Source organism: Bacillus sp. DNRA2, assembly GCF_012843265.1.
In the GTDB taxonomy this organism is placed as follows: Bacteria; Bacillota; Bacilli; order Bacillales; family Cytobacillaceae; genus Bacillus_BU.
In genome coordinates, this window is record NZ_JABAIT010000047.1 from 1 (window position 1) to 12281 (window position 12281).

The 12281-nt window shown below is 40.3% G+C and carries 11 protein-coding genes; 8 read left to right on the forward strand and 3 right to left on the reverse strand.

Annotated elements, in window-relative coordinates:
- Window positions 1-265: 265 nt before the first annotated feature.
- Genes HHO41_RS21395 through HHO41_RS21410 form a run of 4 tightly spaced genes read left to right on the forward strand, consistent with a single transcriptional unit; the run spans window position 266 to window position 3728 of the window.
- Window positions 266-1093 (forward strand): electron transfer flavoprotein subunit beta/FixA family protein, encoded by an 828-nt coding sequence (locus HHO41_RS21395; protein WP_169102499.1) that lies wholly within the window; start codon window positions 266-268, stop codon window positions 1091-1093.
- 34 nt (window positions 1094-1127) lie between these two features.
- Window positions 1128-2156 (forward strand): electron transfer flavoprotein subunit alpha/FixB family protein, encoded by a 1029-nt coding sequence (locus HHO41_RS21400; RefSeq protein WP_169102501.1) that lies wholly within the window; start codon window positions 1128-1130, stop codon window positions 2154-2156.
- Entirely contained in the window at window positions 2149-3444 is a 1296-nt protein-coding gene (locus HHO41_RS21405; protein ID WP_169102503.1) for an FAD-dependent oxidoreductase, read from the forward strand. Before HHO41_RS21400 ends, HHO41_RS21405 begins: the two co-directional genes overlap by 8 nt.
- On the forward strand, window positions 3426-3728 hold the full coding sequence (locus HHO41_RS21410) for a ferredoxin family protein (protein ID WP_169102505.1): 303 nt from the start codon (window positions 3426-3428) through the stop codon (window positions 3726-3728). The genes HHO41_RS21405 and HHO41_RS21410 overlap by 19 nt, the downstream gene beginning before the upstream one ends.
- Window positions 3729-3875: 147 nt before the next feature.
- On the opposite strand, the gene HHO41_RS21415 is transcribed toward HHO41_RS21410, so the two are convergent.
- Window positions 3876-4205: a hypothetical protein gene (locus HHO41_RS21415; RefSeq protein ID WP_169102507.1), complete on the reverse strand. Its 330-nt coding sequence runs from the start codon at window positions 4203-4205 to the stop codon at window positions 3876-3878.
- Between the two features lie 219 nt (window positions 4206-4424).
- On the opposite strand from HHO41_RS21415, the gene HHO41_RS21420 reads away from it, so the two are divergent.
- Window positions 4425-4955: a hemerythrin domain-containing protein gene (locus HHO41_RS21420; protein ID WP_248278569.1), complete on the forward strand. Its 531-nt coding sequence runs from the start codon at window positions 4425-4427 to the stop codon at window positions 4953-4955.
- Between the two features lie 29 nt (window positions 4956-4984).
- Here the strand turns inward: HHO41_RS21420 and HHO41_RS21425 are convergent, their stop codons facing one another.
- A complete protein-coding gene (locus tag HHO41_RS21425) occupies window positions 4985-6226 on the reverse strand; it encodes an MFS transporter (protein ID WP_169102511.1) in 1242 nt (413 codons plus the stop codon).
- A 188-nt stretch (window positions 6227-6414) separates the two neighbouring features.
- Here HHO41_RS21425 and HHO41_RS21430 point away from each other — a divergent pair, with 188 nt between their 5' ends.
- Complete coding sequence (locus tag HHO41_RS21430) at window positions 6415-6855, forward strand: MarR family winged helix-turn-helix transcriptional regulator (protein ID WP_169102520.1); 441 nt, start codon at window positions 6415-6417, stop codon at window positions 6853-6855.
- A gap of 86 nt (window positions 6856-6941) precedes the next feature.
- Entirely contained in the window at window positions 6942-8636 is a 1695-nt protein-coding gene (locus tag HHO41_RS21435) for a M3 family oligoendopeptidase (RefSeq protein ID WP_169102512.1), read from the forward strand.
- Window positions 8637-8681: 45 nt separating this feature from the next.
- Here HHO41_RS21435 and HHO41_RS21440 read toward each other — a convergent pair whose 3' ends face one another.
- A complete protein-coding gene (locus HHO41_RS21440) occupies window positions 8682-10844 on the reverse strand; it encodes an ATP-dependent Clp protease ATP-binding subunit (RefSeq protein WP_169102514.1) in 2163 nt (720 codons plus the stop codon).
- A gap of 268 nt (window positions 10845-11112) precedes the next feature.
- On the opposite strand from HHO41_RS21440, the gene HHO41_RS21445 reads away from it, so the two are divergent.
- Entirely contained in the window at window positions 11113-12159 is a 1047-nt protein-coding gene (locus HHO41_RS21445) for a YkvI family membrane protein (protein ID WP_169102516.1), read from the forward strand.
- Window positions 12160-12281: the final 122 nt, after the last annotated feature.

The following is a 12281-nucleotide window of genomic DNA, read 5'->3' on the forward strand; positions in this document are numbered from 1 at the left end:
TCCTTTTTGTAATGGAACAATGCGCCAGGCGAGAAAAGACCCAAGTGAATAACCTTCACTTGGGTCGTGGGTATTAAGTCGCGTTAGCGATTTTGTTCTGTGAAATGAACACTTTACCCTGCTGCGGAATAAGGTCATGAAGGTATTTTAAATTTTCAAAACCTGTACTATGTCCCGCTTTTTATACATATATCGTAATAAACACGGTTTTAATGAGTTAACTTGAACCGCTCAATTTTCCAAACAAAAGGAGGGCTTGTCTTATATGCACGTCTTAGTCTGTGTTAAGCAGGTTCCGGATACCAAAATCATTAAGATAAACCCAAAGACCAATACGCTAGATCGCCGCAGTGCACCAGCCATATTAAATCCGTATGATGGGCATGCCATGCAGGAAGCAGCAAAAATTAAGCGTGAGGTCGGAGGAACAATTTCTGTGCTCTCGATGGGCCCGCCTCAGGCGACGGCTGTTATCAAGAAAAGCATTGAAATTGGAGCAGACCGCGGCTATTTAATTTCTGACCGGGCCTTTGCTGGTGCCGATACGCTTGCGACAAGCTATGCTCTATCGAAGGCAATAGAAAGAATTGCTGAGGAACACCCAATCGATTTAATTATTTGTGGAAAGCATGCAATTGATGGTGATACTGGACAAGTTGGCCCAGGCATAGCGAGAAGAGTTGATATCCCGCCTATCACCAATGTTATTGAAATTGTTGAAATCAATAAGCCTGAAAACAAAATTATCGTCAAACGTAAAGTGACTGATGGTTATGAGCTCATTGAATCGAAATTTCCATGCTTGATTACTGTCGAAAAGGAAATCAATGATATCGAATATGCACCAATGCCGAACATGCTTAAAGCAGCACGATATGAGCCAATGATTTGGTCAGTAACTGACCTTCACAATGTTGATAGAGCCCAGCTTGGCTTAAAAGGATCGCCGACGATTGTGGGTAAAATGTTTACGCCGCCACGACCTGAAGGTGGGAAAAAGCTTGAAGGCACAAGTGATGAGCAAGTCAATCAATTAGTGGATTTGTTAATGGAGCAGAAGCATCTATTCCAATATTCACAATCTCATAAGTAAATAAAATCGTGCCAATTAAAGTGGGGGATGTGTCATGAACAACGAATATCAAGGTGTGTGGGTTTTCATCGAGCAGCATAACGGAAATATTGCTGGTGTCTCACTAGAGCTATTAGGTGCGGGCAGAAAGCTTGCTGATAAATTAGCGGTTCCATTAAGCGGTGTACTCTTAGGAGCTGGCGTGAAACCGTTAGCACAAAAAGTCATTACTTACGGCGCAGACCAAGTATACGTAATCGATGACCCGATTTTAAAGGATTATCGGACAGAATCATATATGAAGGGCGTTATTATGCTCGCTGAAAAGTATAAACCAGAAATTTTCTTGTACGGTGCCACGGCAAATGGGAAGGATTTAGCCAGCGCTGTTGCAACCGATTTGTCAACTGGACTGACAGCAGATACAACGATGTTGGATGTTGATGTTGACAAACGATTACTTGAAGCCAGCCGACCGGCATTTGGTGGAAATATTATGGCGACGATTCTTTGTAAAAAGCATCGGCCGCAAATGGCCACGGTTCGTCCAAAAGTAATGAAAGCGCTCGATGTAGACTCTAGTAGAAAAGGTGAAATCATCGTGGAGAGCATTTCGGTGCAAGAGTCCGAAATGAGGACGAAAGTGCTAAAAATTGTGAAAGAAGTCACAAAAAAAGTGAATTTAGCTGAGGCAGATATCATTGTCGCTGGGGGCAAAGGTCTTGGGGATGTGAAAAATTTTGAATTGATCCACGAATTCGCGGCATTAATTGGGGCATCAGTCGGTGGCTCACGTGATGTGGTTGAGGCAGGCTGGCTCCCGCATGAGCAGCAGGTTGGTCAAACAGGTGAAACCGTAACCCCAAAAATTTACTTTGCAATCGGTATTTCCGGTGCGATACAACATATTGTCGGCATGAAGAACTCAGAATTAATCATTGCAATTAATAAGGATCCGAATGCACCAGTATTTGATGTGGCAACGTACGGAATCGTTGGTGATGCACTGGAAATTCTACCGAAATTAATTGAGCAATTTAAGAAGATTCGCACTGAAAAAGGCGGTGAAATGAGCTATGTCTGAGAAATTTGATGTGATTGTGGTCGGAGCTGGACCTGCAGGTACCTCGTGCGCCTATACTTGTGCGAAGCAGGGTTTAAAAGTGCTACAAATTGAACGGGGCGAATATCCTGGTAGTAAAAACGTAATGGGCGGCGTTCTTTATCGAAAACAAATGGAAGAGATTATTCCCGAGTTTTGGAAGGAAGCCCCACTTGAGCGACCGATTATTGAACAGCGCTTTTGGATGATGGATAAGGAATCAGTGCTTTCCTTTGGCTATAAAGGGCTTGAATGGGCCGAGGAACCGTATAACAATTTTACCGTCCTCAGGGCCAAGTTCGATCAGTGGTTTGCTGATAAGGCGGTTGAGGCTGGTGCATTGTTAGTATGCGAAACGGTTGTGACCGAATGTATTGTTGAAAACGCAAAGGTAGTTGGGGTGAGAACTGACCGACCAAATGGAGAAATTTATGCCGATGTTGTCGTGCTAGCTGATGGTGTCAACTCTTTATTAGGTAAGCAGCTTGGCTTCCATAAAGAGTTTCGACCTGATGAGGTCGCCTTAACGGTAATGGAAGTGATTAACCTTCCGAAGGATAAAATTAATGATCGTTTTAATCTTGAAGAGAACCAAGGTTGTACGATTGAAATTTTCGGTGATTCAACGAAAGGAAATCTTGGTACTGCTTTTTTATATACAAACAAAGAAAGTTTAAACATCGGTGTTGGAACAACACTTTCGAGTATGATCAAGGCAAAACTTAAGCCCTATGACTTACTTGATTATTTGAAAAATCACCCAATGGTTAAGCCTTATCTTGACGGCGGGGAATCAGCTGAATATTTGGCCCATTTAATCCCAGAGGGGGGGTTCCATTCGGTACCACGAGTGGTCGGCAATGGAGTGCTTGTTGTTGGTGATGCCGCACAATTTGTCAATGCGATTCATCGTGAAGGCTCGAATATGGCGATGTCCTCAGGGAAAATGGCTGCTGAAGCCATTGTGAAAGCGAAAGAATTGAATGATTTTAGTGAAACTGGCTTAAGTAGTTATAAAGAGGCATTAAACCGCAGTTTTATTATGAAAGACCTTGAAAAATACAAGGATGCTGCTCATACCTTTGAAAATTATCCACAATATTTCAGGGAATATTTGCCAATGATGAATCAGGCAGCTAGCAAATTTTTTACAGTAGATGGTACTCCAAAACGCGAAAAACAGAAGGAAATTATGCGAGAGATGACCAAAGGGCGCGGTCGAATTAAGGTGCTGCAGGATGTTTATCGGGCATGGAGGGCGGTGAAATAATGTCGACTAAAACAATTGAAGAAAAGCAATATTTGGTGAGGTTTAAGGCGGATACCAAATCGCATTTAACAGTGCTTGACCATGATACTTGTGCGACAAAATGTCCTGAGAAATACTGTACAGTGTTTTGTCCGGCGGAGGTTTATAAATGGGAGGACATCCGTATGCATGTCGGCTATGAAGGGTGCCATGAGTGCGGTAGTTGCCGGATTGGCTGTCCATACCAAAATATTAAGTGGGAATATCCAAAGGGAGGCCATGGAATTATCTTCCGCCTCGCCTAATCTTATCTGATAAAAAAGCTAACCTTCACAGCTGAGAATCAGTCATGAAGGTTAGTTTTTTTTAGACAGGAATAGATCCATTGAGGCTTATGTATATTATTTCACATAGGTGGAAAAAAAGAAGAAATGATGAGAGGAAAGTGCCAATTAATTGGCTTTTTCTATAAAATCAATCATCGATTGACTTGGATCTTGGCAGGATGCCTCTATTAAAAGGGCAGCGTCATAAGCATCATCGAAACAGTTGTATTGGGGGGAGCGATATAAAGGGGTCTTCCAATTAAAGGTGCCTTCTGAGTCGGCAGGATAAATGGAAACCTTCCATGTATAGGACTCCTGATTAGTTTTTGGATAACCTTCTAATGAGACAAGCCAATGGGTTAACCTTGAATTTGTTTCTTGTAGTGACGTTCGGTCCTTGTTCCCCATCGTTATTAAAGATTTGGGATAAAACTCACGATAGCTACTAAAATGCATAGGGTTCCCTCCTTCATAATTTATCTCTCTATTTATATGAAAGAGTTAGGAAATCCTTGCTAAAAAAATCAAGTTTTCCACAGTTGCCTTATGGATAATTTTAAGCAAATAAATGCTGAGCTTTTTTCAAACGATAACAAGAGGAGTGATGATTATCACTACGACATGCCGAGATTCTTTTTATACTTGATTCAAAGAAAAGGAAAGGGGAAATAACTGATGATGCAAGGTTGTGCTAGTTCGATGATGGGGAATGAACCTGTAACATTAAGCGAGGGACTTGCCCAATTAAAATGCGAACATATTCCTTTATTGGAGAAGCTTCATGGCTTATTTAATATATGTTCAAAAATAGATAAAAATGAAGATATCAATGCTAACTTTAGTCAATTAGAGCCTGCGGTGAGAACATTTATGGAGGAACTTGATCCTCATTCTGAACGTGAGGAACGAGTGCTATTTAGAATGATGGAAAAATACTTAGGCGTCGGGGTGGGCCCAATAGCCGTTATGGAATACGAGCATACACAAGCAAAATTATTGATTGGCCGATTCTTCGAAAAAATGTCAGAAGCGCGTAATGACTTAAGTGTTGATGAGATGAAAGAAGCGAGTGAATTAATTAAAAATGCCTATTTCACGCTAACTGATCATTTTTCCAAAGAAGAAAACGTGCTATTTCCAATGGCTGAAAACATGCTTTCGGACGAAGAAAAAGCAGAGCTTGCAGAGAAAATTAAAGCGATTTAAGCAAAAAAGGATGGGCTCCCATCCTTTTTTTATTTATCCGAATATATCTCCCTAAGCTTTTTATCTGTGGGCAGAAAGCTTGTGAATATCCCGAGTAATGGCAAAAGCCCGACAATGATCATCGTTTTGGTGATGCCGATGTGATCCGCTAAAAATCCAAGTCCTACAGAGCCAATGGCACCCATACCAAATGCCAAGCCAACCGTTAACCCGGCCATTGTACCAATTTTACCAGGGAAAAGCTCCTGTGCATACACCACTGTCACCGAAAAACTTGTCATGAGAATGAACCCAGAAATAGCCAAAAAGAAAATGGCAAATCCGCTATTGACGAACGGGAGAAGGAGCGTGAATGGTGCAGAACCGATTAACGACGCAAAAATGACATTCTTTTTGCCGAATCGGTCAGCTAATGGTCCTCCAAAGAAAGTTCCTACAGCTCCAGCTAATAAAAAGACAAAAGTATACGTTTGAGAGGCCCTTATCGATAAGCCGTAATGATCAATTGCGAAAAAAGCATAGTAGTTAGTCATGCCCGAAACATACCAGGATCTGGCGAAAATTAAGAATAAAACTAAGCCTAAGCCCACCCAAGCAATTTTAGGATAAGGCTGGTTCAGTGGTTTCACACTGCCTTTTTTCTGATTATCGTTTAGTTTTTCAGCTAAAAGCTTCGCGCTGTACCATCTGGAAATATAATATAATAATCCAACGGCAAGAGCAGCAACGAGAATAAACCAGCCTGCCCCCCGTTGTCCTAGTGGTACAAGCACAGCAGCGGTAATGAGTGGTGCTAATGATTGACCAGTATTTCCACCCACCTGATAAATTGATTGTCCTAAGCCACGACGAGGTCCCGACGCCCAAAATGCTACCTTGGAGCCTTCAGGATGGAACATCGCGGAACCAATCCCCATGCAGGCGACTGAAATCATAATGAATTCAAGGTTTGTTGCTAAGGTTAACCCTGTAACTCCAACTAATGTAAAAGTTAATGCCAAAGGTAGTGTGTACGGCTTTGGTTTTTTGTCGGAATACATGCCAATGACAGGCTGTAACAGCGAAGCGACAATATTTAGCGAGAACGCGATCATGCCCAGCTGTGTATAGGATAAACCCATCGACTTTTCTAAAATTGGAAACATTGCAGGCACGACGGACTGAAGGGTATCATTTAATAAATGACATAGTCCGAGAATGATTAAAATTTTATAAGTTGTGGCTTGCTGTTGATTTCCGGTTGAACCAATCTTGACTGCAGCTTGACTCAATGTGTTTCGCCTCTTCCCAGGAAAAATATATGATAATATTTGTATCTTACAAAATTTTTTCGATAATTAGAATGGATTTGCTTGAATTTTTGGTTCGGCCTGGTCCAATTTGACATGAATGTCCCAGTTTACTATAATTATTTTGAATTCAAGATTTTTTATTTTCATCATAAAGGAATGAAGCGATGATGAGTTCTGATCAAATTAATCAATCATTAAAATTATTTATTGTGCTCTCACGTTCATATAAAGCTATAAATGAACAGGTTAATAAATTTATTGCTGCCAATGGCCTAAATCCAACGGAATTTGCCGTGTTAGAGCTTTTATATCATAAAGGTGAGCAGCCGCTTCAGCAAATTGGCGGAAAAATTCTCCTGGCGAGCGGTAGTATTACGTATGTAGTAGATAAGCTTGAGCAGAAAGGTTTATTGAAACGGGTTGCCTGTCCGAATGATCGACGTGTGACATATGCCCAAATTAGTGAAGAGGGTAAGCGATTTATTGAAAGCATTTTTCCAGAGCATGAGCAAAGAATAAATGAGATTATGTCTGTACTAAGTAATGAAGAAAAAAATACAGCGATAGAATTACTGAAGAAATTAGGATTATCTGTCGGAAAATACTAACACAGCGGTCACTTAAGACTGCTTTTTCTTTTTTGGTGATAAAATTGAGTGCTTTACATACGATTTTACAATGAGGAGGTAAGATTATGAAATTTGCGGATTTTATCTACACACGCCCGGACCTTGAAAAAATTAAACCAATTTTCGAACAGGAATTGAATCGGTTCCAGACGGCAACAACGGCAGAGGCGCAAATTGAGGCAATGAGTAAAATCAATCAAATCCGTGATGATATTAGTACGATGTTTAATTTATGCTATATACGTCATTCCATTAATACGAATGATGATTTTTATAAAAACGAACAGGATTATCTGGATGAAATTGATCCTGAAGTCGAGGAGTTGGTCACACATTACTATCAGCTTCTCTCAACCTCCAAATTTCGAAAAGAGCTAGAACAAAAATGGGGAAAGCAGCTGTTCGCGCTTGCTGAAGCACAGCTGAAAACCTTTTCTCCTGAAGTGATCCCACTTCTTCAACAGGAAAACAAGCTTTCATCGGATTACACAAAATTGATTGCATCGGCAAAAATTCTATTTGAAGGTAAAGAACGGACACTTCCACAGCTAGAGCCGTTTGCGCAATCACCAGACCGTCAAATGCGAATCCAAGCCAATAAAGCACGCTTCGGTTTTTTTGCCGAAAAAGAAACACAGCTTGATGAAATCTATGATCAATTGGTAAAAGTAAGAACTGAGATTGCTAAGGCACTTGGTTATGCTAACTTTGTTCAGCTTGGATACGCGCGGATGACACGAACAGATTATGACGCTGAAATGGTGGCAACATTTCGAGAGCAAGTTCTTGACTACATCGTACCAGTGGCTACAAAACTAAGAGAAAGACAAAGCAAACGTATTGGCGTAAATAAACTAAAGTATTATGATGAGTCAATCATTTTCCATACTGGAAATGCGACACCGAAAGGGACCCCGGAATGGATCATTCAAGGTGGTCAAAAAATGTATGATGAGTTATCTCCGGAAACTGGAGAATTCTTCAAATATATGACCGAGAATCATTTAATGGATTTAGTTTCTAAGTCAGGCAAGGCTTCCGGAGGATATTGTACTTTTATTGAAAATTATCAAGCGCCGTTTATATTTTCTAATTTTAATGGAACATCAGGGGATATCGATGTGTTAACCCATGAAGCAGGCCATGCATTTCAGGTTTATTTGAGTCGCCACTTTGAGATACCGGAATATTATTGGCCAACGTATGAAGCCTGTGAGATTCATTCGATGAGTATGGAATTCTTCACATGGCCTTGGATGAAGGAATTTTTTAAGGAGGATACAGAGAAATATCAATTTGCACATTTAAGTGGAGCTTTGCTGTTCCTTCCATATGGAGTTGCCGTTGATGAGTTTCAACATTGGGTATACGAAAATTATACGGCCACGCCAACAGAGCGTAAGCGAGCATGGCGGGAGATTGAGAAGAAATACCTACCGCACAAGGACTACGATGGCCTACCATATTTAGAAAATGGTGGTTTTTGGCAAAAGCAGGCCCATATTTATAATTCACCATTCTATTATATTGACTATACACTAGCACAGATATGTGCTTTCCAATTTTGGAAACAGTCTAGACATGATTGGAAAACTGCTTGGGCTGATTATTTAAAGCTCTGCAAGCTTGGTGGCAGCAAATCGTTTACAGAGTTGGTAGCGGAAGCGGGTTTAGTTTCACCATTTGAAGCAGGCTGCGTCAAATCTTTGATTGATGAAATCGACCAGTGGCTCGAATCAATTGCAGACGATAAACTATAAAAAAAGCTCACCAGGAGTAAAAATGTCTCCTGGTGAGCTTTTATGTTATTTGTTTTTTACTACAATTTCATCATTTTCAACGTCTGCAATGAGATGAGTTGCGCTTTGTTCATCCAAAATTAAATCAGTCATTTTATCCTCTAAATGCTCTTGAATGACCCTGCGGAGAGGACGGGCACCAAAAGCAGGGTGGTAACCTAGCTCAACCATTTTTTGTTTTGCAGCAAATGTTACTGATAAATCCATGTTTTGCTCTTTGAGCATTTCCTGTAACTCAGCCAGCATTAAATCAATAATCTCAAGGAGCTGCTCTTGATTCAATGATTTGAATTCAATGATGCTATCAAATCGGTTCAAGAATTCTGGTTTAAAGAAGGACCCAAGTGAGTCAAGAATATTAGATTCCTTCACAGCTGAGCTCTTTCCAAATCCAACCTCAATTGGTTTATATCCAGTCCCAGCATTACTTGTCATGATAATGACCGAATCCTTAAAGCTGACGGTCCGACCCCCGCTATCGGTTAGTCGTCCATCCTCAAGAATTTGCAGGAACATGTGCTGGACATCAGGATGCGCTTTTTCAATTTCGTCTAATAATATAATTGAATATGGATTGCGACGAACTTTTTCTGTTAACTGTCCAGCTTCCTCGTGACCGACATAGCCAGGAGGTGAACCGATAATTTTAGAAACGCTGTGCTTTTCCATATATTCGCTCATATCAAGACGAATCATGGCTTCTTTTGAGCCGAACAACTCTTCGGCGAGCGTCTTCGTTAATTCTGTTTTACCGACACCTGTTGGACCGACGAAAAGGAAGGAGCCAATTGGGCGATGTTTCGATTTTAAACCAGCGCGGCTGCGGCGAATCGCCTTGGCAACCTTCTTCACTGCTTCTGTCTGACCAATCACTTTTTTGGCGAGATTTTCTTCGAGCTGCTGCATTTTATTTTGATCGGCAGACTGGAGTTTTCCTACTGGAATGCCAGTTTTCTTTTCAATTATGGATTGAATGAGCCCGACATCGACAACTGGTTGACTAATCTCTGTATTTTCAGTTTGTGAAAGCTTTTGTTCCAAAACAGCTTCCTCATCACGAAGCTTCGCGGCTAGCTCGTAATTTTCTTTTTTTAGGGCAATTTCCTTTTCATTGTTAATTTCATTTAAGCGTTTTTCAATTTGCTCAGTATCTGGAGTATTATTACTATTTAAGTTTAAAATGGAACCTGCTTCATCCAATAAATCGATTGCTTTATCAGGAAGGAAGCGATCTTGTATATAGCGATGTGATAAAGTTACACACGCTTGAATTGCTTCATCTTGATAAGTTACTTTATGAAATTGCTCGTATTTGGATTTAATCCCTTGTAAAATTTCAACTGTCTTTTCTAGCGATGGTTCCGCAACTAATACTGGTTGGAAACGTCGTTCAAGCGCAGGATCCTTTTCGATTTTACGATATTCCTGTAAAGTTGTTGCACCAACGACCTGTAATTCACCTCGGGCTAATGCAGGCTTTAAGATGTTGCCAGCATCCATTGAGCCCTCTGCGGATCCAGCTCCAACGAGTAGGTGTATTTCGTCTATGAACAAGATAATGTTTTTTCTTTGCTGTAATTCTGCAATGAGCTTTTTCATTCTCTCTTCAAATTGGCCTCGAATTCCAGTATTGGATACGAGGGAAGCAACATCGAGCAGGAATACTTCCTTACCTAATAGTTTCGATGGTACCTTTGCTTCAGCAATTTTTAAGGCTAATCCTTCAGCAATCGCAGTTTTCCCGACACCTGGTTCCCCGATAAGGACTGGGTTATTCTTGTTTCGTCGGTTTAAAATCTCCATTACCCGAGAAACTTCTTCATCTCGGCCGATTACAGGATCAATTAAGCCTGCCTTCGCAAATTGGGTTAAATTTCGACCATATTGATCAATAAATCCTCCGCCATGGGAAGTAGTATCCACAGTGTACGGTTGTTGGTTCATGCTGGACTGTTCATTTTGCCCCAATGGCTTTTCAGAAAAATCCCTAAATATGTCATCTACGGGGAAGTGGTTAAACCCTTTCATCCCAAAGCTGTTGAAGTGGCTAATTTTTTCGCGTTCTTTCTTGTAGCATTCCTCGCATAAGAGGAAATGCTTTTTCTGACCATTAATGTTAATGTTCATCTGAATGTTTGCCTCGTTCGTTTGACATTTGTTGCAAAGCATTTCGCAAGACCTCCTAAATAATTGTTTGACTTTGACTAACTTTGACCTTTCGTGTCTTTATTATACTTTGACCATTTTTGACTTTCAAGTATTTTGTTTGAAAAATTTGGCTGTGTTAAACATGAATGTTGATTTCCACTGCAGGCACTTCGCTCCAAGCAACTTGAGAAAAAACAACACTAAGCTTTAACACAGCCAAAAATTTAAATAGAACTCGTCTGTGTTTGTCCTCTTCCTCATATATATGGATAAGGAGGAGGAGAATGACTTGAAACCAAAATGGAGTGCATCCTTTCAAATAGCAGCTGTATATGTCGGAACTGTGGTCGGGGCTGGATTTGCCACAGGACGAGAAATTGTTGAATTTTTTACAAGGTTTGGCTTCATCGGTTTAATTGGAATTGGGATTAGTGGCTCTTTGCTAATTTATTTGGGTTCTAAATTACTGAGGATGGCAGCAACTGTTGGTGCACATTCCTATCAGGAATTTAATGAATATTTATTTGGCAGGATTTTTGGACGGGTTATTAACATGTTAACTTTGCTAATGCTCCTAGGTGTTTGTGCAGTCATGTTATCTGGAGCAGGAGCAGTGTTTCAAGAGCAATTGCAGCTGCCAAAAATACTAGGAGTAGTAGTGACGATTATTTTATCCCTCCTTGTTCTTGTCATCGGAATGAAAGGTTTATTTGTCGTTAATGTGGTCGTTGTACCAATGATGATTAGCTTCAGTTTTATTTTAATGGTTAAATCAGTAGCGCTTCCCGGCTTTTCTGAGCAACTGATGATGATTCCGTTTCAAGCTGATGGATGGAAGGCTGTAGTGTCGCCGTTCTCATATGCTGCTTTTAATTTGTTTTTGGCACAGGCGGTGTTAGTGCCAGTGGCAAATGAAATTAATGATGATTTAACGCTAAAGTGGGGGGGCATTATTGGTGGCATAGCTTTAACAAGCATTCTCATTTGCGGTCATTTTTCACTCATTATGCTGCCACAGTTTGAGAGCTTTGAGGTGCCAATGGCAGTGATTGTTAAAAATATTGCTGCGGTTTTTTATTGGATATATGTAATGGTGATTTATGGAGAAATATTTACCTCAGTAATTGGCAATGTCTTTGGACTCGAGCGCCAGCTTCAAAATTATGTTACTTTACCTAGTCTTGTCATTATTAGTGGTATTTTTCTAAGCTGCTACTTTGTCAGTCTTGTCGATTATGGGGAATTACTATCATATTTATATCCGTTATTTGGATATTTAAGCTTAGCCTTTATCGTATTATTATGGATGAAACCGCTCATTAGGGATCAACGTTAAGTGCCACGATTTTTTATAACAAAAAAAGAGGCTGGGACAAAACCCACCTCTTAAATGAAAAAGCCGGTAAAATTTTACGATGAGTAAAATTTTACCGGCTTTGGTTATTTTTTCAATAAAAA